The 20,117-nt window shown below is 70.7% G+C and carries 17 protein-coding genes; 10 read left to right on the top strand and 7 right to left on the bottom strand.

Annotation, left to right across the window (positions count from 1 at the left end; genetic code table 11):
* The first annotated feature begins 84 nt into the window (after positions 1-84).
* The 6 genes from QBL25_RS23285 (at position 85) to QBL25_RS23310 (ending at position 3,125) form a co-directional block, all read left to right on the top strand.
* Positions 85-480 carry a hypothetical protein gene (locus QBL25_RS23285; protein ID WP_409058947.1) on the top strand — a complete coding sequence of 132 codons (396 nt, stop codon included), beginning with the start codon at positions 85-87 and terminating at the stop codon, positions 478-480.
* Positions 481-583: 103 nt separating this feature from the next.
* Positions 584-1,195, top strand: coding sequence for a hypothetical protein (locus QBL25_RS23290; RefSeq protein WP_409062745.1), 612 nt, complete (start codon positions 584-586; stop codon positions 1,193-1,195).
* 13 nt (positions 1,196-1,208) lie between these two features.
* A complete protein-coding gene (locus QBL25_RS23295) occupies positions 1,209-1,379 on the top strand; it encodes a hypothetical protein (RefSeq protein WP_409058948.1) in 171 nt (56 codons plus the stop codon).
* A 156-nt stretch (positions 1,380-1,535) separates the two neighbouring features.
* On the top strand, positions 1,536-2,021 hold the full coding sequence (locus tag QBL25_RS23300; protein WP_409058949.1) for a BlaI/MecI/CopY family transcriptional regulator: 486 nt from the start codon (positions 1,536-1,538) through the stop codon (positions 2,019-2,021).
* Positions 2,022-2,030: 9 nt separating this feature from the next.
* Positions 2,031-2,564 carry an amino-acid N-acetyltransferase gene (locus tag QBL25_RS23305; protein WP_409058950.1) on the top strand — a complete coding sequence of 178 codons (534 nt, stop codon included), beginning with the start codon at positions 2,031-2,033 and terminating at the stop codon, positions 2,562-2,564.
* A 222-nt stretch (positions 2,565-2,786) separates the two neighbouring features.
* Entirely contained in the window at positions 2,787-3,125 is a 339-nt protein-coding gene (locus QBL25_RS23310) for an Lsr2 family protein (protein ID WP_409058951.1), read from the top strand.
* Here the strand turns inward: QBL25_RS23310 and QBL25_RS23315 are convergent.
* The gene (locus QBL25_RS23315; RefSeq protein ID WP_409058952.1) at positions 3,104-3,697 is read right to left on the bottom strand and encodes an SCO3374 family protein; all 594 of its coding nucleotides are present in this window, start codon (positions 3,695-3,697) and stop codon (positions 3,104-3,106) included. The two genes, QBL25_RS23310 and QBL25_RS23315, sit on opposite strands and share 22 nt — an antisense overlap.
* A gap of 441 nt (positions 3,698-4,138) precedes the next feature.
* Here QBL25_RS23315 and QBL25_RS23320 point away from each other — a divergent pair, with 441 nt between their 5' ends.
* Positions 4,139-6,664: an ATP-dependent Clp protease ATP-binding subunit gene (locus QBL25_RS23320; RefSeq protein WP_409058953.1), complete on the top strand. Its 2,526-nt coding sequence runs from the start codon at positions 4,139-4,141 to the stop codon at positions 6,662-6,664.
* Between the two features lie 145 nt (positions 6,665-6,809).
* Here QBL25_RS23320 and QBL25_RS23325 read toward each other — a convergent pair whose 3' ends face one another.
* From QBL25_RS23325 to QBL25_RS23335, 3 genes are all read right to left on the bottom strand, one after another.
* On the bottom strand, positions 6,810-9,380 hold the full coding sequence (locus QBL25_RS23325) for an NACHT domain-containing protein (RefSeq protein ID WP_409058954.1): 2,571 nt from the start codon (positions 9,378-9,380) through the stop codon (positions 6,810-6,812).
* A gap of 63 nt (positions 9,381-9,443) precedes the next feature.
* A complete protein-coding gene (locus tag QBL25_RS23330; RefSeq protein ID WP_409058955.1) occupies positions 9,444-11,999 on the bottom strand; it encodes an NACHT domain-containing protein in 2,556 nt (851 codons plus the stop codon).
* Positions 12,000-12,136: 137 nt separating this feature from the next.
* Positions 12,137-12,535, bottom strand: a complete 399-nt coding sequence (locus tag QBL25_RS23335; protein WP_409058956.1) for a VOC family protein — start codon at positions 12,533-12,535, stop codon at positions 12,137-12,139.
* Between the two features lie 159 nt (positions 12,536-12,694).
* Here QBL25_RS23335 and QBL25_RS23340 point away from each other — a divergent pair, with 159 nt between their 5' ends.
* Positions 12,695-13,705, top strand: a complete 1,011-nt coding sequence (locus QBL25_RS23340) for a helix-turn-helix transcriptional regulator (protein WP_409058957.1) — start codon at positions 12,695-12,697, stop codon at positions 13,703-13,705.
* 10 nt (positions 13,706-13,715) lie between these two features.
* On the opposite strand, the gene QBL25_RS23345 is transcribed toward QBL25_RS23340, so the two are convergent.
* Positions 13,716-14,150 (bottom strand): PPOX class F420-dependent oxidoreductase, encoded by a 435-nt coding sequence (locus QBL25_RS23345; RefSeq protein ID WP_409058958.1) that lies wholly within the window; start codon positions 14,148-14,150, stop codon positions 13,716-13,718.
* Positions 14,151-14,365: 215 nt separating this feature from the next.
* Here QBL25_RS23345 and QBL25_RS23350 point away from each other — a divergent pair, with 215 nt between their 5' ends.
* On the top strand, positions 14,366-15,076 hold the full coding sequence (locus QBL25_RS23350) for a DUF4232 domain-containing protein (RefSeq protein WP_409058959.1): 711 nt from the start codon (positions 14,366-14,368) through the stop codon (positions 15,074-15,076).
* A gap of 34 nt (positions 15,077-15,110) precedes the next feature.
* Here the strand turns inward: QBL25_RS23350 and QBL25_RS23355 are convergent, their stop codons facing one another.
* Complete coding sequence (locus QBL25_RS23355) at positions 15,111-18,203, bottom strand: NACHT domain-containing protein (protein WP_409058960.1); 3,093 nt, start codon at positions 18,201-18,203, stop codon at positions 15,111-15,113.
* Positions 18,204-18,691: 488 nt separating this feature from the next.
* On the opposite strand from QBL25_RS23355, the gene QBL25_RS23360 reads away from it, so the two are divergent.
* A complete protein-coding gene (locus QBL25_RS23360) occupies positions 18,692-19,351 on the top strand; it encodes a M23 family metallopeptidase (RefSeq protein WP_409058961.1) in 660 nt (219 codons plus the stop codon).
* A gap of 50 nt (positions 19,352-19,401) precedes the next feature.
* Here QBL25_RS23360 and QBL25_RS23365 read toward each other — a convergent pair whose 3' ends face one another.
* Positions 19,402-20,025 (bottom strand): TetR/AcrR family transcriptional regulator, encoded by a 624-nt coding sequence (locus QBL25_RS23365; protein WP_409058962.1) that lies wholly within the window; start codon positions 20,023-20,025, stop codon positions 19,402-19,404.
* Positions 20,026-20,117: the final 92 nt, after the last annotated feature.

Here is a 20,117-nt window from a genome sequence, read left to right on the forward strand (position 1 = left end):
CGTCGGCTCATAACCGGCGGCTCATAAACGGGGCTTGCGCACACGACCCCGCGCCCCATACAAGAGTCTGCGCAGGGACGGGACGTGAAGGTTCGAGCGGGCGTGGAGCACATGGGGCGTAGGGGAAGGCTGGCCGCGGCAGCGGCGGCCGGGGTGCTGGCGGGTCTCGCCGGGCCCGCCGCGACGGCGGGCACGGCCGCCGGGGTCGACGGCGTCCGCGCGGTACGCGTGGTGAGCGCCCCGACCGCGACGGCCGCCCCGACCGCGACGGCCTCTCCGACCGCGACGGCCTCCCCGACCGCGACGGCCTCTCCGGCGGCACCGGCCTTCCCGGCGGCACCGGGCGAGGAGGAGCGCGACCCCGACGACACCATGGCGGACACCGGCGCGGGCGTGCTCCCCTGGATCTCCGCCGGCGCGGCCGGCGCCCTGGGAGTCGGCGCGGTGGTCTTCGCGACGATCCGCCGCCGCTCGGAGTGAGCGCGGACCGAACAAGCCACGCCACATAGTGGCGTTAAGCGGATTTTGTCCACTTTGCACGTATCGTCAGTCCATGCCCACGCCATACGGATCTCGCGGCGGCATGGCCTTCGGTGCGGAGGAACTGCGTGTGCTCCGCCGCGCTCTGGCCCTCGCCCTGCATCCCAGCCCCGTCTCCGACGCGGACGTCCAGGACTGTCTGCGTCTCGCCGATGCCGTCGACGAAGCGGTCAGCGAGGGCGCCCGGCTCCGCGCCTTCCTGCTGGCCGACCTCGCCCGCTACCGAGCAGCCCTGCCCGGCACCGCCACCGGCTATCTCGCGCTCCTTGAGGACGTCCTCGGCGCCGGCTACCAGCCGGGCGCCGACGACCTCGCCGCGCTGCGCGCCCTGCGGGGCAACCCGGTCGCGGCCGCCCTCCTGGACCGCTGCCGGACCGTCGCCGAACAGGCCGTACGCGCCCGTCTCTCGGGCCGGTCCCATACGGCCGCCCCGGCGGCCCGCCCCCTGGTGCCCGCGTCCCGCACGCGCCTGCTCGCCCTGCCCGGCGGCCGGAGCGAGGCGGAGGAGCGCTCGGCGCCCAAGCCCAAGACGCCGCACGCCCCGCCGGGAAAGCCGGCTCAGCCCGAGCCGCCCCGCCCCGTGCCGACCCCGGCCGAGGTCTTCCCTCCCAAGCGCCGCCCGACGGACCCGCCGCACCAGCTCGCCGCGGGCTAGCTACTCTGGGGGCATGGAATACGTCTCCGCGCTCCTGCCCCCCGTAGTGATGGCCGTGTTCTTCGGCGGTCTCATCGTGACGATCGTGAAGACCCAGGGCGGCGCCAACAAGGCCAAGGAAGACGCGGCCGTGGACGCCGTGCTCGCCCGCGCCGAGAACACCCGGCAGACCCCCAAGGCCTGACCGCCTGCCCGCTCACCGGTGACCCGGGGTCACCACCCGCACACCCTTGGCGTGCGACTCGCTCACATTCCGAGTCGTACGCCCTTTTTGTTGGGGAAATGGCGTCTCCGCCACGTCCGTCTCGCCATTAGTGACTTCTCCCACTATTGTGCTGGTGTGCCTCGCCCCTTGGGAGAACTCGAAGACTCAGTCATGACACGGGTGTGGAAGTGGAACCGCCCCGTGACCGTTCGAGAAGTCCTGGAAGACCTTCAGCAGGAACGGTCCATCGCGTACACCACCGTCATGACCGTTTTGGACAATCTTCATCAGAAGGGCTGGGTGCGTCGTGAAGCGGAAGGCCGCGCCTATCGATATGAGGCGGTCTCCACTCGGGCCGCCTACGCCGCCGCACTGATGAACGAAGCATGGTCGCGGAGCGACAACCCGGCGGCCGCTCTCGTGGCGTTCTTCGGGATGATGTCGGCGGAGCAGCGCGAAGCACTCAGTGACGCGATGCGGATCGTGGGCCCGGTCTCTCAAGCCCCGATCTCCCCGGCCGCCATCTCCGAAGACCCGATCTCCGAAGCCCCGATCTCCCGAGATCCCGCCACTCAAGCCCCGGAGAACCCCGGCGAGGCGGAGCCGGAAGCAGAGCGATAGCGTCCGGTCATGCCAGCAGAACCCCCTGAACTCAGCGCTAAAGCGGTCTCCGTACGCCGGGCGCGCACCGCGGATGTGCCGGTCGTACGCAACCTCCTCGACTCCTACACGCGTCAGGGGATCCTGCTCGACAAAGCGACGGTGGCCCTTTACGAGTCCATCCAGGAGTTCTGGGTGGCGGAACGCGACGACAACGCCGAGGTCGTCGGCTGCGGCGCCCTGCACGTGATGTGGGAAGACCTGGCGGAAGTACGCACTCTCGCGGTGAACCCCGACGTCAAGGGTGTCGGAGTAGGTCATCAGCTGCTCGGCAAGTTGCTGCAGACCGCGCGCTGGCTCGGTGTCCGGCGGGTTTTCTGTCTCACCTTCGAAGTCGACTTCTTCGCGAAGCACGGCTTCGTGGAGATCGGTGAGACGCCCGTCGACGGAGATGTCTACAGCGAGCTGCTGCGTTCCAAAGACGAGGGCGTCGCGGAGTTCCTCGGCCTCGAACGAGTGAAACCGAACACCTTGGGCAACAGCCGGATGCTTCTGCATCTGTGATCGTCGCCGGTATTCCGAGCTGCCTGCTGCCCCGGTTCCCTATGTCCGAAACGCGCATGTTTCCTGGGTTCTCGGGCTCCCCGGTCTCTCCGGGGGGTTTGTGTTTTCCCAGCAAAAGCGGTTTGCTTTCCGACGTACTGCAGTACTGCATATAACAGGGGGCGGAGATTCTGCGGCTCGCGCCGTGCGATCGGCCCTAAGTTATCGATGAAAGGAAATCCGGTGGCACAGAAGGTTCAGGTCCTTCTTGTCGACGACCTCGACGGTGGCGAGGCAGACGAGACCGTGACGTTTGCGCTGGACGGCAAGTCGTACGAGATCGACCTCACCACGGCGAACGCGGACAAGCTCCGCGGTCTTCTTGAGCCGTACCTCAAGGGTGGTCGTCGTACCGGTGGCCGGGGTTCGAGCGGGCGCGGCAAAGCGCGTGCCGCCGCCACGGGTGGCGGTCAGGACACCGCCGCGATCCGCGCCTGGGCCAAGGACAACGGTTTCGAGGTCAACGACCGCGGCCGCGTTCCCGCGTCCATTCGCGAGGCCTACGAGAAGGCCAACGGCTGACGTCGCGTTCGTCGCAGCCGGACCCGGTGGCACTGCGTTGCCGCCGTGTCCACGAGTCGTACGAGACCGGAGCCCACGGCGGGGTCGCTGTGGGGCACGGTGCCACCCCCCACGCACGACAGGGACGGCAGTGCCGGCAGCGTCGGCTCCACCTCGCACCCGGGCTCTGGGGGTCGCAGCCATACGGCGGCCCCCTGCGAGCCGGACCACCCGGGAGGCGTGGGCGCGTCGATCCGTCCTCCCGCACCGACGGCCTTGAGGTCCAGGGGGATGCCGCCCCACTCCAGCCAGTCGAGGAGCCCCGGCAGCTCGTCGGCGCTCCCCGCGGCGACGAAGAGGCGCATCGATTCTCCTCGCAGGGCCACCGGAGCCTTGGGCCCCAGATGCCTGAGCGCGGCGAAGCCGGCCTCGGCGGGCAGCTGCAGTACGTCGAAGCGGAGCCCCGTCAGGAGCTGCACCGGCAGCCCTGGACGGCGGTCCTCCGTCGCCCAGCCGAGTTCGTTCTCGTACCACTGCCGCACCGGGTCGCTCTGCTCGAACGGCGCACGGGGCTGAGGAACGGTGAAAGCCATGCATGGAGCAACCGCTCGGAAGCGTCTCGGGTTACGCAGAGTGTCGCTGCGATCGCACTGTGTGCCCGGAAAGAGGGCGTAAGGGTGTGTTCGGCCGCGCAAGGGTGTTCGCCCGTAGCGGAGGGAACCGGCGCGCGCCGCATGGAGTGTCAGTCCTTACGGGTAAGACATCCCTAGTGGGGAGGGGCGACACACGCGCGAGGCCGTCTCACGTTCGCCATCGGCGTAGTGGTGGTGAGGGTAAGTGCTTGGCCTGCGGGAACATCGTCTCGCACCATCGGGTTGGAGCAGTTGTCGGCGTTCGGGGTCAGGAGGCACCTCTTGTTCTCGGCCGGGTGTCGGCAGTTGGAATGAGCGGTCCCCGCTTGCGGGACTAAGCTGCGGAAGGACAGGGAGGGGACAGCCCCCTTACTGCCTGACCGCTCTGAGGAGCGATTAACGATGTTCGAGAGGTTCACCGACCGCGCGCGGCGGGTTGTCGTCCTGGCTCAGGAAGAAGCCCGGATGCTCAACCACAACTACATCGGCACCGAGCACATCCTCCTGGGCTTGATCCACGAGGGCGAGGGTGTCGCCGCTAAGGCCCTGGAGAGCCTCGGGATTTCGCTCGAGGCGGTCCGCCAGCAGGTGGAGGAGATCATCGGCCAGGGCCAGCAGGCCCCGTCCGGCCACATCCCCTTCACCCCCCGTGCCAAGAAGGTCCTGGAGCTTTCGCTCCGCGAGGCCCTTCAGCTGGGCCACAACTACATCGGCACGGAGCACATCCTGCTCGGCCTGATCCGCGAGGGCGAGGGCGTCGCCGCCCAGGTCCTCGTGAAGCTGGGCGCCGATCTCAACCGGGTGCGGCAGCAGGTCATCCAGCTGCTCTCCGGATACCAGGGCAAGGAGACCGCCACCGCCGGCGGTCCTGCGGAGGGCACGCCTTCCACGTCCCTGGTGCTCGACCAGTTCGGCCGGAACCTCACCCAGGCCGCTCGTGAGTCCAAGCTCGACCCGGTCATCGGGCGCGAGAAGGAGATCGAGCGGGTCATGCAGGTGCTGTCCCGCCGTACGAAGAACAACCCCGTCCTCATCGGCGAGCCCGGCGTCGGCAAGACCGCCGTCGTCGAGGGCCTCGCGCAGGCCATCGTCAAGGGCGAGGTGCCCGAGACCCTCAAGGACAAGCACCTCTACACCCTGGACCTGGGCGCGCTGGTGGCCGGTTCGCGGTACCGCGGTGACTTCGAGGAGCGCCTGAAGAAGGTCCTCAAGGAGATCCGCACCCGCGGCGACATCATCCTGTTCATCGACGAGCTCCACACCCTGGTGGGTGCGGGCGCCGCCGAGGGCGCGATCGACGCCGCGAGCATCCTCAAGCCCATGCTGGCGCGAGGCGAGCTCCAGACCATCGGTGCCACGACGCTCGACGAGTACCGCAAGCACCTGGAGAAGGACGCGGCCCTCGAGCGCCGCTTCCAGCCCATCCAGGTCGCGGAGCCGTCCCTGCCGCACACCATCGAGATCCTCAAGGGTCTGCGCGACCGTTACGAGGCCCACCACCGGGTCTCCATCACGGACGAGGCGCTGGTCCAGGCCGCCACCCTGGCCGACCGGTACATCTCGGACCGCTTCCTGCCGGACAAGGCGATCGACCTGATCGACGAGGCCGGTTCCCGGATGCGCATCCGCCGGATGACCGCGCCGCCGGACCTCCGCGAGTTCGACGAGAAGATCGCGGGCGTGCGTCGCGACAAGGAGTCGGCCATCGACTCCCAGGACTTCGAGAAGGCGGCGTCTCTCCGCGACAAGGAGAAGCAGCTGCTGGCGGCGAAGGCCAAGCGCGAGAAGGAGTGGAAGGCCGGCGACATGGACGTCGTCGCCGAGGTCGACGGCGAGCTCATCGCCGAGGTCCTCGCCACGGCCACGGGCATTCCGGTCTTCAAGCTCACCGAGGAGGAGTCCTCGCGCCTGCTGCGCATGGAGGACGAGCTCCACAAGCGGGTCATCGGCCAGAAGGACGCCATCAAGGCGCTTTCGCAGGCGATTCGCCGTACGCGCGCCGGTCTGAAGGACCCGAAGCGTCCCGGTGGCTCGTTCATCTTCGCCGGCCCGTCCGGTGTCGGTAAGACGGAGCTTTCCAAGACGCTCGCCGAATTCCTCTTCGGCGACGAGGACGCGCTGATCTCCCTCGACATGTCGGAGTTCAGCGAGAAGCACACGGTCTCGCGTCTCTTCGGTTCGCCGCCCGGATATGTCGGTTACGAAGAGGGCGGGCAGCTGACGGAGAAGGTCCGCCGCAAGCCGTTCTCGGTCGTCCTCTTCGACGAGGTCGAGAAGGCCCACCCGGATATCTTCAACTCGCTGCTCCAGATCCTGGAGGACGGTCGCCTGACCGACTCCCAGGGCCGGGTCGTGGACTTCAAGAACACGGTCATCATCATGACGACCAACCTCGGCACGCGTGACATCTCCAAGGGCTTCAACCTCGGATTCGCCGCGTCGGGTGACGTCAAGACGAACTACGAGCGCATGAAGACCAAGGTCAACGACGAGCTGAAGCAGCACTTCCGCCCGGAGTTCCTGAACCGTGTCGACGACACGGTGGTCTTCCACCAGCTCACCGAGGAAGACATCATCCAGATCGTCGACCTCATGATCGCCAAGGTGGACGAGCGTCTCAAGGACCGCGACATGGGCATCGAGCTCAGCGGTGACGCGAAGAAGCTCCTGGCCAAGAAGGGTTACGACCCCGTCATGGGCGCCCGGCCGCTGCGCCGGACGATCCAGCGCGAGGTCGAGGACATCCTGTCCGAGAAGATCCTCTTCGGCGAGCTCCGCCCCGGCCACATCGTGGTCGTCGGCACGGAGGGTGAGGGCGACGAAGCCAAGTTCACCTTCCGCGGCGAGGAGAAGGCGGCGCTTCCGGACGTGCCGCCGATCGAGCAGGCGGCTGGTGGCGCGGGGCCGAACCTGAGCAAGGAGGCGTAGCCCGCAGGGCACGCACTGGTTCACAGGGGGCTGCCCCGGATCGTTCTCACGGTCCGGGGCAGCCCCTTTCGGCGTGCATTTCGACTGCGGGTGCCTCGTGGCCCGTCGCGCAGTTCCCCGCGCCCCTGACGGGGCCCTGCCCCTTCTACGACGTGATCGTGACGCCCTCCGGGACGTTGCGGACCCGGGGGAGGCGGGGATTGACCCGGAGCACGCTCAGGTTCGGGAAGCGCGCGAGCCAGGACATGTCCGTGTCGGCCAGCTCGGCGGTGATCCACAGATGGGTCAGCTGCTCGTGCTCCAGGCCGTCGAGCAGCTCCTCGGTGCGCATGACGCCCACCACCTGGATCCACGGCCGCCCGCCCAGCTGCCGCAGCGCCGCGAGCTCCGCGGTGTCCGACACGGGGAAGTACAGGCCCACGGGATCGAGGTGGGCGATGATCTCGCGCGCGTACCGCTCGGTGTCGAAGTGGCGCCACGGGCGGACCAGCTCGGCCCGGATGGACAGCGCCGAGCGATGGCGCATCCGGGCGAGGTAGTCGATGGCGACGTCGTCCTGGACGCGGGTGGCCGTGATCGCCAGGAGAAGCGCCTGCTGGTCGCTGGCCACCTGCTCGGGGTCGGGCAGCTGCTCCAGGACGATGGGGCCGACCCAGCCGAGGCTGCGGGCGGCCAGCTCCGTCGTGGGGCGCACGAGGTTCTTCGTACGGTCGTGGACGAGCCGCTGCACCGCCGGGTCGAGCTCGGTGACGTGCTCCAGGCAGGCCGCGGCCATCAGGCGCCGGTGGTTCACGTGCGGGCGGCGCAGGTTCGGGGCGGCGGCCAGGAGCCGCTCCAGGAAGTCGGCGCACTCCTCGGGCCGGGCGTGCGCGGCCGCCATGCGGATGACCTCCTCCCACTCGGCCTGGTGCGCGTGCTCCACGAGCGAGCGGAGCCGGCCGCGGGCCACGATCTCCTTGGCGGCCAGATAGTCCTGGAAGGTGCGGTGGATGAAGTCCACCGAGAGGCCCGCCTGCTCCCGCAGCAGCCCGGTGCGGTGCAGCAGATGACGGAAGATCTTCTCGCCGTCGCCCTCGGCGCGCGCCGAGGGGATGGCGGGCAGCGCCCCGTCCAGGATGGCGACGACGCGCTCGCGCGGCAGCTCCGAGACGCCCTCCTCGACCATCGCGTGGGCCAGCTTGCGCAGGAGCAGCTCCCGGGGGCCCTGCTGGAGGCGCACGTCGTCGGCGTACAGGACGTCGCGTTCGGGGTCGCGGCGCTGGAGGAGCATCTCCAGGGCGGCGTCGTACAGCTCCTTGCGGCCCTTGGGCAGGGAGCCGGAGCGGTCGCGGTTGAGGGCGCAGATCAGGCCGCACATCAGGGGGTTGGTGGCCAGCTGGCGCAGCTCGCGGTAGATGCGCACGGAGTGCAGCAGGCGCTCCTCGTACTCGCGCAGCTTGTCGCGGTCCGCCTGCTCCTTGCACTGGTCGTCGCTCATCGCGGCGGCGTGCCAGTCGTGGATGAAGCGGGTGACCTGGTCGCGTGACATCGGCGCGAGGGACAGTTCCTTGAAGCCCTCTTCGGCGAGGCGCTCCTGGGCGAGCCAGCCGTCCTCGACGGCGGAGGGGCGCGAGGTCACCAGGCAGCCGTTGCCGGAGAAGATGCGGAGCAGCCGGCGCAGCTGGTCGCGCAGCTCGCCGCGGGTCGCCTCCGGGGCCTCGTCGATCCCGTCCACCAGGAGCATCGCGCGGCCCGCGAGCAGCGTGCGCACGACCCAGCCCTCCGGTGCCCGGTCGGCCAGCGGGTGGCGGATCGCGTGCAGGAAGTCGTCCGGGGCGGGGAAGCCCTCGCGGGCGAAGCGGCGTACGGGCAGGACGAAGGGGACGCGGACGCCCTCGCGCGCGGCGGCCACGGCGAGCCACTGCACCAGGGTCGTCTTGCCCGAGCCCGCGTCACCGCGCAGCAGCACCCGCTCGTGGCCCTCCAGGGCCCGGTCGGCGAGCAGCACGGTCCGCGGCTCGCCCGGGACACCGCTGCCGCTGCTCTCCTCCGCCTCCAGGCTGAGGTAGGTGTCCTCCAGGGGCCAGCGGTCCGGCGCGTTGGCGAGGTCCACGCCGACGATCGTGAGCCAGCCGTGCTGCCGTACGACCTCTTCGGCGTACGCCGCCTCGAAGTCGCGGTCCTCCTGGGAGCGTTCGGGCTGGCGGGCCGCGGCCTCGGCGTCGTTCAGGTCGATGAGCTGGCGGATGCGGCTGGCCCGCTCGGCCATGTGCCGCTGGATGTACGGGGAGCGTCGGACGAAGTGGTACAGGACGTGCAGGCAGACGGCGACCAGCAGCTCGTCGTGGAACCAGGCGGCACCGGGGGACAGGGCGCGGTCCGCGCCCTGCACGGCGCCCCGCAGCCGCCGCGCGTAGTCCTGCGGGCCGAGGCGCACGGCGTCCACGTCCGTGAGGTCCAGCTCGCCCATGGCGAGCAGCGTGCGCGTCAGGACGTCCACCACGGAGGTCAGTTCGGTCGTCGGGGCCGGATACGCCTCGGCGGCCATGTGGACGAAGTCAGCGGCCGTGCGGTGCACGTCGTCCGGGGTCGCCGGGGCGTCGGCGCCGCGCCAGGTGGTGAGGGCCGCGATCAGGTCGGGCGCGGCGGGCGGGCGCGCGGGAGGCAGCCGGACGAGCCGTTGCACCAGGGGTGCGGCGAGCGTCGAGGGGATGCGGACACCGGGCTCCATGGACATAGGGGGTCCCTGCGGGTGGGATGTCGTGTGTCGCGGACCGTGCCATGAGAGGTCAAGGGTAGGTCAACTCCGCCACGGCGGCGGGGTGATGAGCTCGATCCGGTCCGGCGCCTGCTGCGCCACCGCCTCGGCCACCTCAGAGGTCACATGGACCCTCCTGAGGTTCGGGAACACCGAGAGCCAGGCGAGGCCTTCGACGGGGTGGGATGCCTCCAGGCCGAGCCGGGTGAGCTTCTCGCGCACGATCAGTTCGGTCAGGTCCTCGACGCGGTAGGCGCCGACGACCTGGATGTCCGCCCAGCCGCCTATGGCGCGCAGGGCGCGCAGGTCCTCGGTGTCGCGCACGGTGACCCGGGCCTGGCGGGGCAGGTGCGCGAGGATCTCGCGGGCGTACAGCTCGCGGTCGAAGCGCGGCCAGGACGCGGCGAGGATCCGCTGCACGTCGGTGTGCGGATGGTCGCGGTAGCGGATCAGGAAGTTCAGGGCCGACTCGCCGTCCAGCGTGCAGGCGGCCCGTACGACATGGCGTGCGGTGGCGTCGTCGAGGCCCTCGGGGGAGGGCAGCAGCGAGAGCACCAGCTCGCCGCCGGCCCGCGCCAGCTGCTCGGCCTCCGCGCTGGAGCGGGGCGGCACGAGCAGCCGCACCCCGACCTCCACGAAGGAGCGGACGTCGGGCGCCACCTCCGCCGCGTACGGCAGCGCGGCCGCCGCCAGGAGCTTGCTGCGCGGGGTGCCCTGCGCGACGAGCCGCCGCAGCATCTGCTCGGCCTCCTTCGGGCGCGCGTGGGCGACGGCGAGGAGGACGACGTCCTCCCACTGGTCCTTGTCCGCGTTGTTCAGGAGCAGGTCGAAGTCCAGTTCCTGTACGGCGAGCCGCGAGCCGAGGTAGTCCTGGAAGGTCCGGTGGAGGAAGTCGACGCGCCCGTCGGCGGGTTCGCGCAGCAGCCCGGATCGCAGCAGGAGCGAGTTGTAGATCTCCTTGGCGTCGCCGTGCAGGTTCAGGGACGGGAGCGCCTGCCCGATGATGTGCAGCGCCTCCGAAAGGTCCATCTCCGAACGGCTGTTGCGGATCAGCCACCACGCGAGCCGCTGCAACAGCTGGATCTGCGTGGCGTACGGGATGCGCACACCGCCCGGGTCGTCCAGTCCGCGCTCCCGGTCGCGCCGTTCGAGCAGCATGGACAGGGCGGCCTCGTAGAGCGACTTCCTGTCCTCGGGGAGGAAGCCGTTGCGGTCGCGGTGCAGCGCGCAGAGCATGCCGCACATCAGGGGGTTGGTGGCCAGGCGGTTCAGCTCGGTCGTGGTCCGCACGGCCTGGAGCAGCGACGCTCCGTCCGCCTCGTCCGCCCCGGCCGCGTCGTGCCAGCGCCGGACGAACGTGGCGACGTCGTGGCGGGACATCGGGGAGAGCGTGAGTTCGCCGAAGCCTGCCGCGGTCAGCCACTGCTCGGGCACGGCGGAGGGGCGTGAGGTGACGAGCCAGAGGTTGCCGGGGAAGGTCCGCGCCAGCTCGCGCAGCCACCGGCGGGCGCTCTCGCGCCGCTCACCGGCGATCTCGTCTATCCCGTCGACGAGGAGCACGCCGCGCCGGGCGCGCAGGACGCGCTCGACCCAGCCGGACGGCTGCTCACCCGCCACCGGGCAGGCCACGGCCTCCAGGAACTTCCCCGGGATGGGCAGCTCGGCTCCCGGCCGCAGTATCCGCCGCATCGGCAGCACGAACGGCACGCGCCCGATGAGGTGCGCGAGCCCGTGTTCGTACGTCCGGCTCGCCGCCGTCACGGCGAGCCACTGGACCAGGGTGGTCTTGCCGGATCCGGCGACCCCGCGCAGCAGGACCTGGTCGTGCTGGGCGAGGACCTGCTCGGCGGGGACGTGGAGGCCGTTGCCGCCGGGCCCGGAGCGCTCGCGGGTCGCCTCCAGGCTGAGGTAGGCGGTGTCGAGGGGCCATTCGCCGGTCCCGGAGTCGAGGCCGTAGATGGTGAGGGTGCCGTGGCGCGCGGCGATGTGGGTGGCGTAGAGCGCCTCGAAGGCGGCGTCCTCGGCGCTCTGGGAGGGCAGGCGGTCGAGCAGGATGTCGACGGTCATCACGAGGAGGGCCAACTGCTGCGTCTGGGCGAGCTGTTGGCGGGCGACGAACGTGGACCGCTGGGAGAAGAAGTTGAGGATGTGCAGGGCCGCGGTGTGCAGCAGCCGGTCGTAGAGGAGCTCGGCGTCGCGCGAGAGGGAGAAGGCGGAGACGAGGGCCCGGGCGCGCAGCTCGCTCGCGAAGGCCTCGGGGCCGAGGGCGACGGCTTCGTAGTCCTCGATGGTGAGGGTGCCGAGGCCGGCGAGCGTGCGGGCCAGGGCGTTCCTGACGGCGAGGGCGTCGGCCGGGTCGACGGGCTGGTCGTGGGGCCCGGCGGCCTTCAGCGCCCGCCGCACGAGCTCGTCGGCGACCTTCTCGACGTCCTTCGGCGTGACGTTGCGCTTCTCGCCGCTGAACGAGACGAGCGAGGAGATGCGGACGGGCTTGTCCACCAGGGCCGCGCCCGGCTGATCCGGCACGAAGAGCTTCTTGACGAGCGGCACGACGACACCGGACGCGATACGGGCGCCTAGCGCACTGGCTTCGACCATGGGTCGAGATTAGGCGAAGGGGTATGGGGGCGGGGGGAGTTGACCACGTCGGGAGCTACTCGCTGCTGTCTCGGCCGCTGCCCCGGCCCCCAATCCCGACCCCTGCCCCGGCCCCTGTCTCGGTCTGTGGCTCCCTCTCAGCGGGCGAACTTCGCGACGGCGGCGGGCGTCACGGGGGTGAAGAAGTTGACGAGGTTGCCGTCGGGGTCGCGGAACAGGAGCGCGCGATTTCCCCAGGGCATCGTGGTCGGCTCATTGACGAAGTCCTCGACGAAACCGGTCAGGTTCTCGTGCACGCGGTCCACGTCGTCGACGAGGAACTCCAGGATGACGCTGCGATTGTCGGCGGGCCGCGCGGAGCCGGGCGCGAACAACGGAACCGTACGGGTGCCGCCGATCGCGAGAGTGGCCGAACCGCACCGGAGCTCGGCGAAGTCCTCGGTGGGCCGGTCGGCGGTGACGCCGGTGGCGCGCTCGTAGAAGGCGACGAGGCGGTCGACGTCGGCGGTGATGATGCGGACGGAGGTGAAGTTCATCGGGTGCTCCTGGGGTGGTGGCTGTGGTCGTGGGCGGGGGCGGGTTGGCCGGTGCCGGGTCGGATCGCCGGTCGGTGGACCGGCGCCTTGTCTCTGCTGACCGCACGCTATGACCAATACCGGGCGGAATCGGCCCGGTATCTGCGGCAGACTTTCCGCATGCCTCGTCCTCTCGCACGCGTACTCACTCTGCTGGAGCTCCTCCAGTCGGGCGGTCTGCGGACCGCGGCCGAACTGGCCGAGCGGCTGGACGTGGACGAACGCACGGTGCGGCACTACATCGGGCACCTGGTCGACCTCGACATGCCGGTCGAGTCCGTGCGGGGCAGGTACGGCGGTTACCGGCTCGTCCCGGGCCATCGCCTGCCGCCGCTCATGCTGAGCGACGACGAGGCGCTGGCCGTACTGCTCGGCCTGGTCGCGGGGGAGCGGGCGGGGCTGAGGACCGCCACGGGCACGGCGAGCGAGACGGCGACGGCCAAGATCCGGCGCGTGCTGCCCGAGCGGCTGCGGCACAGGCTCGACGCCGTGCTCGACTCCGTGGCGTTCACGGCACCGCCGGGCCGCGCGGTCGCCCCGGAGGCGGGGGTGCTGCTGCCGGTCGCCGACGCGGTGAGCCACCGGCGGCCGATCTCGGTCCGGTACACCGGCGCGGACGGCCGCCGCAGCGAGCGCACGCTGCATCCGTACGGGCTGGTCGCCCACTCGGGCAAGTGGTACGTGACGGCCACGGATCTCGGGAGCGGGCAGGACCGGACGTTCCGGCTCGACCGCGTCACCGAGGTACGGGCCCTGCCGGGCACGTTCGACCCTCCGGCCGACGCCGACCCGGCCGAGCGTGTCCTGACGGGGCTGGCGACGGCTCCGTACCGCCATGAGGTGAGCCTGTGCGTGCGGGGCGGGGCGGAGGAGGTGCGGGGCCGACTACCGGCGGGGGTGGCGGTGGTGGAGGAGTTGCGTCAGCCGCCGGGCGACGGGGAGGCCGGGCCCGAGCCTTGGTCGCGCGTACGGATGAGGGTGGAACGGCTGGACTGGCTGCCGGCGCTCCTGGCGTCGCTGGACCGCGCTTTCGTCATCGAAGGCCCGGATGAGCTGCACGAGTTGATGGAAGGTTTCGCGGCACGGCTGACGGAGTCGGCGAGGAGAAGGAAGGTGACTGGGGAGGACTGAAGCGCGCCGCTCAGGCGAGGGTGGTCCCGTAGACCTTGTCGACGGTCATGGTGATGAGCACCCGGCGATCGGACACCATGACCGCGCGGTACTCGTCCCAGTCCGGGTGCTCCCCGGCGGCGGCCCGGTAGTAGTCGACCAGGGCCTGGACCTCGGGCCCCCGGGGGTCGGTCCCGGGCCCGACGAGCGTGACGGTGCCTTCGGCGGTGGCCCAGGAACGGCCGTCGGGACTGGTCACTTCCAGCGAGGCCCGGGGGTCACGCCGCAGATTGCCGATCTTCGCGGTCCCGGCGGTGGTCGACACCCGGATGACCCCGGCATCGCGATCGTAGGCGGGCATGACGGGCGAAAGCTGAGGCCGCCCATCGGCCTTGATGGTCGCCAGCACCCCGAGACTGCTGCGGGCCAGGAGGGCATGGAGGTCGAAGGAGGAGTCTGTGGTCATGTGAGGGCCAACCCGCTGTAACGGCAGGGGTATTCCGCGGCGTGCGCTTGCGGCTCCGGCCAGGTTCGGGCTGTGTCGCGCGTCTCCCTGAGAGCGAGGCGGGCCGTTAGGCGGATGTTAGTGGGACGGGACGCGGGCATTAGTGGGTGCGCGCAGAGTCGGTGTTGTTCCCGAGGAGGGGACGCCGCCACCCACTACCTACCGGGGGATCTGCCATGCGTTCCAACACCATCGTCCGTGGAAACCGCCGCCGTACCCTGCGGGTCGCCGCCGCCGCGCTGACCGTGGCCGCGGGGCTGTCGCTCACCGCCTGCAACGGCGATGACGTCACCGGGCAGAAGGACCCCTCTGCCGCGAGCTCCAGCTCCAGCTCCGGTTCCAGCTCCAGCTCCGGTTCCAGCGCCAGCTCCGGTGCTTCGGGCGACAAGAGCCCCGCCGGGCAGGGCACCGCCACCGAGGCCGGGTCCGGCAGCGGCGCGGGCAGCAGCAGTAAGGGCCAGGTGGGCAAGTGCCGTACCGACGCGCTGGACATCTCCGCCTCCGACACCACCATCGACGGGGACACGGAGGGCTCGGTCGCGGTCCAGATGACCAACGTGGGCGGCCGGGACTGCGTGGTCTCCGGGTTCGCCGGGGTGGACCTGGAGACCAGCGAGGGCGCCCTGTCGGCCCAGCGCTCCGGGCAGGGCGCACCCCGTACCGTCCTCAAGGACGGCAAGTCCACCTTCTTCACCGTCAGCTACCCGATGAACGACTCCGGCGGCTCCGGCGTCAAGATCACCGGCCTGGTCGTCACCCCGCCCGGCGAGACCAAGTCCTACTCCCTGGACTGGCCCGGCGCCGCCACCCTGCCCGTCACCGACGGCACCGGCTCCCCCGTCAGCGTCGGCCCCATCGGCAGCGCAGGCCAAGGCGGAGCCTCCTGAACCAGGCGGCGGGGCACAGCGGCAGCGCCCCCGCTCACTCGGCGGTGGTCCGGTAGACGTGGACCTCGATCCCCTGCGGGATCGCGTCGAGGCCGGTCACCTGGAGGTCGGGGACCACCACCTGCCGCAGAGCCGGCGGCAGGGGCACGGCGCCCAGATCCATCGTCTCCTCGCCCGGGGACGTACCGACCTGGAGCAGCGTGACCTTCGGGAAGATCTCCGCGACGTGGGACGTGGCGTCCCGCCAGCCGTCGGTACTGCTCAGGATCAGCTCGGTGACGGACGTCAGCCGCAGCGGAGGAGCCGCGTGGGCCAGGGAGTAAGACGTCAGGCTCAGGCGTTCGAGCCGGGGGAGATCCTCCAGGACCTGCCAGTCCGCCGCGGTCTTGGGACCCTGTCCCGCACCGAAGATGAGCCAGGTGAGCCCGCGCCATTTTCGTACGCGGTGCGGATCGAGGAGCGAGTCCCACCCGCTGACGATCCCGAGCGTGCGCAGCGGCGCGTCGGCCGGAATCGGCGCGAGACTCCACGGTTCGCCGGTGTACCGGCCGAGGTGGAGGAAGCGCAGGGAGTCCAGGGAGCGCAGGCCGTCGAGCCCCTCGGGGGTGAGCCGGTCCGGGGGGATCCCCAGGGCGAGGAAGACGGGCTCGCAGGAAGCGATCAGGGCCGACGCCGCCTCGGGGGAGACGGTGTCCCGGATGTCCAGGTACTTCGGCCGCAGGCCCAGCCGATCCAACTCCCGGACCTGCGCGTCGTTCTGGAGCGTGAAGTGCGTTTCCCCGTCGTCGAGCCGGGCGACGACCTGCTCCGCGTAGGGCCGGATCTCGTACCGGGCCCAGCCCCACATGAGCTGGCTGCGCACCGCCAGGGAAGGGTGCCGCGCCAGCCGCGCGAGGAACGGGATCGCCGCGTCCGAGGGAACGTGCGTCGCGGTCACCGCGACGAGGTGGGCGGCCTCCTCGTGCAGGAGGTCCGGATCGGGCAGCAGGTCCAGGACCATGGGCCCGACCGCCGCCAGCTCACGCGCCTCCTCCGTGCCGCGCGGCGGGATGAGCGCCGTCATCCGCCGCTCCACCTCCCGCCGCACCTCGGGCGCGAGCTCGGCCGCGTGCTCCAGGCAGGCCGCCGCCAGCAGGTGGACCCGGTTGCGGGCCCGTACGTCCGTGTGGCCGTCCCCGCGCGCGATCAAGTCCCGGAAGATGTCCACCCGTTCCCGTGGCCGCGCCTGCGCCACGGCCATGCGGATGACGTCCTCCCACTGGTCGTCCGCCGCGTGCTCCGCCAGCACCCCGAAATCGCCCTCGTCCACGGCCGCCCGCGCCCCCAGGAAGTCCTGGAACGTGCGGTGGACGAAGTGGACCGTGTCGGGGCCCGGCTCGCGCAGGAGGCCGCTGCGGTGGAGGAAGTGCGCGTAGACCGCCGTGGCGTCGCCGAGGACGGCCAGCTCGGGAACGGCCGGCAGGGCGTCGGCGATGATCGCCTCCGCCCGCGAACGGTCCATCTCCGTACGGCCGTTGCGGATCAGCCAGTACGCGAGCCGTTGCAGCAGCTGGAGCTGCGGCTCCTCGCGCACCTCGGGAACGCCCATGTCGCGCTCCCGGTCGCGCCGGACGAGGAGCATGGACAGCGCGGCCGTGTAGAGGTCCTTGCGGCTCAGCGGCAGAAAGCCCCTGCGGTCGCGGTGCAGGGCGCAGATCAGGCCGCACATCAGGGGGTTGGTGGCCAGGCGGCCCAGATCGGGCTTGGCGGCCACCGCCTCCAGGAGCTGGGCCTCGTACGACTCCAGCGCCGCGTCCTCCTCCGGTACGCCCGTCGCGGCGGCCCCGTGCCAGCGCGTGATGAAGGCGGCGACTTCCTCGCGGCCCATCGCGGCGAGCGTCAGCTCCGCGAAGCCCTCGTCGGCCAGCCAGTCCTCGCGCACCGCCGCGGGCCGCGAGGTGACGAGCCAGCGGTTGCCCGGGTGGGCGTCGATGAGGTCGGTCAGCCACTCCCGCGTGCGCGCGCGCTCCGACTCCGGGATCTCGTCGATGCCGTCGACCAGGACGACCGCGCGGCCCGCCCCGAGCACGCGGGATTCCCAGCCCCTGGGCTGCGTCCCCGCCAGCGGGGAACCGACCGCCGACAGGAAGTCCGCCGGGGCGGGCAGGCGCTCGCCGTGCCGGGTGAGGGTGCGCAGCGGAAGGACGTAGGGGATGCGGTCGTAGAGATACGTCATGCGGTCGTCGTCCGGGCCGGGGCGCGCGGCGCTCACCGCGAGCCACTGGACGAGCGTCGTCTTGCCGGACCCGGCCTCGCCGCGCAGGAGCACCCGGTCGTGCTCGGCCAGCGACTGGTCGGCCGGGCGGGGCGCGGGTGCGTTCGGGGCGTTCCACAGGCCTTCGGTGTGCCCGCGCGGGTAGGTCAGGCGCGCGGTCTGCGACCGGTCCGTCGCCTCCAGCGACATGTACGCCGTGTCCAGCGGCCACTTCCCCGGCGTGCGGGAGAGATCGATCCCGAAGATCGTCAGCTTTCCGTGCTTCTTCGCGACGTACGTCAGATACCGCTGCTCGAACGCCACGTCCTGCGCCCCCGGCAGCGGGCTGCGGGCGATCAGTTCGTCCACCTTCGTGATCAGCTCGGCCTGGCGGCGGCTCTGCTCGACCAGGGTGCGGGCCACGAACGTGGAGCGCTGCGTGAAGAACTGGAGGACGTGCAGGCACGTCGTGTCGAGCAGACGCTCGTAGAAGTACGTCGCGTCCGCCGACAGGCCGCGGTCCGGGGCGCCGGCCGCGGCCCGCAGCCGGGCGGCCAGGGCGGCGTGGCCCAGCTCCACCGCCTCCACGTCGCTCAGCGACAGATCGCCCAGCGCGTGCAGGGTGGCGGCCAGCGCGTCCACCACCGCCCGGCGCTCGTCGTCGGCGATGGCCCGCTCGCCCGTGCGCAGCGCCTGGTGGACCAGTTCCCCGGCCAGTTTGGTCAGGTCCTTGTCGGTCAGGGTGCGCTTCTCGCCCTTGAAGGAGACCAGGCCCGACAGCCGCACCGGCTTGTCGGTCAGTCCCGCGCCCGGCCCTTCCCGTACGAAGAGTTTCTTGATCAGGGGGGCTGCGACGCCCGAGGCGAGCCGGGCGCCTATGACCGCGGGATCCATGCGCCGCAGCGTAGTGCCGGTCACATTCCGGAGGTTGTGGATCTCGGGGACCGGTGACATGACGCACAGGCGATATGTCCGGTACTAGGTGGAATAGTGGTGACGGCCGACGGGGTGGTCGGGACCTTCGGCACTCAACCCGCGGGACCTTGGGCGCGTCGGGAGGGTCCACCCCCGGGACGGGCCGGTGCTGGCCCGAGGCGCCCTCTCGAAGTGGGGTTAAACCTGACTCCGACCGTCAATTCCGGCAAGTGGTTGAAGGGGGAATTGTCGGAATTTGTCGGTGTCAAGAGGTCGAAAGAGGGGCGCCTGGCTACGGCTTTCGGTAGTAGATGGGGTGTTTGAGCGGGGGCCGGGGGGCGGGTTACCAAGGGATGGCCCCGGCGGGTCGCAGCGAAGCGTCTGCCGGGTCCCTTTGTGTCCCACGTGCCACGCAGCGACATGCGGCGGTGTCACGTACACGCTCCCCATCCCGGAGGTCATCCGCCATGTCGAAGCGCGCCACGTCCCACCAGTCCGGCCTGTCCCTGCTCCGCACGCGGACGGCCGTCGTCACCGTCGCCACCGTCGGGCTCGGCGCCTCGGCCGTTCTCGGCACCGGGATCGCGGCAGCGGCGGACGCCAAGACCGGCGCCCTGCCCGGCGTCTCCGCCAACTCGATCACCGCCCAGGCCGACGCGCAGGCCAAGGCCGCGACCAAGGCTCAGCTTGCCGCCGCCAAGAAGGCCGTCGCCTGGCAGGACCCGGTCGACAAGTACACGCTCTCCGCGTCCTTCGGGCTCGGCGGCAACATGTGGTCCAGCAAGCACTCCGGCCAGGACTTCGCCGTGGCCATCGGCACCTCCGTCGAGGCCGTGCACAACGGCACCGTCGTCAAGGCCGGCGGCAACGGCGCCGGTGACGGCCCCGCGTACGGCAACGCCATCGTGATCAAGCACGACAACGGCACCTACTCGCAGTACGCGCACCTGTCGAAGATCGACGTGCGCGTCGGCCAGACCGTCGGCACCGGCCAGCACATCGCCGCCTCCGGCAACACCGGCAACTCCAGCGGCCCGCACCTGCACTTCGAGATCCGTACGACGCCGAACTACGGCTCGGCGGTCGACCCGGTCGCGTTCCTGCGCTCCAACGGCGTCACCGTCTGACGCCGGCGCGTTCGTCTGCTGTTCGTCTGCTTGCTCGTCTGCCCGCTCGCTCAGGCGCCTTCGTGCGCCTGCGTCACCAGATCGATGGCGACCTCCAGGATGGCCCTGCGCTTCTCCTCGGGGTCGCCTTCGGCGTCCTTGAGCACGAACATCCCGCCGTGCATGGTGAACAGCGCGCTGAAGCAGCGCACCTGCGTCGTCATCGGCGCGTCCGGCTCGCGCAGGATGTCGAGCAGGCTGAGCATGCGGTCCTTGAAGGTCTCACCCGTCTTCAGGTCCCGCATCGTCGCCTGGTTCTCCTGCATGAAGCGGAAGAGCGGCGAGGCGTCCTTGAGGATCTCGCTGTAGCGGGTCAGGATCGTCCGCTTGATCTCCAGCGTGTGCGGCTGGTCCTTGCCCCACTCCACCAGCTCGTCGATGGGCCGGGTCAGGTCCTCGAAGATGCTGGTGAGGATGTCTTCCTTGGTCTTGAAGTGGTAGTAGAGCGCCGCCTTCGTGACCTCCAGACGCTCCGCGATCTCGCGCAGTGACGTCTTCTCGTACCCCTGCTCGGCGAAGAGTTCGAGGGCCACGTCCTGGATGCGCTGGCGGGTGTCCCCGCGGCGCTGCTGCTTACCGGTGCCCGCGCCCGCTCCGGTGCCCGCGCCCGTGCCGGCGCCTGTGCCCGTGACCATCTGGTGCTCCTCGGCTCCCTCGACTCGAATCCTTGGACCCGATTTTACTTACTTGACGCCCGGCTAGTTGGGGGTCTAGTTTCCCTCAGTGT

This window comes from Streptomyces sp. SYP-A7185, assembly GCF_046103685.1.
Classification (GTDB): domain Bacteria; phylum Actinomycetota; class Actinomycetes; order Streptomycetales; family Streptomycetaceae; genus Streptomyces.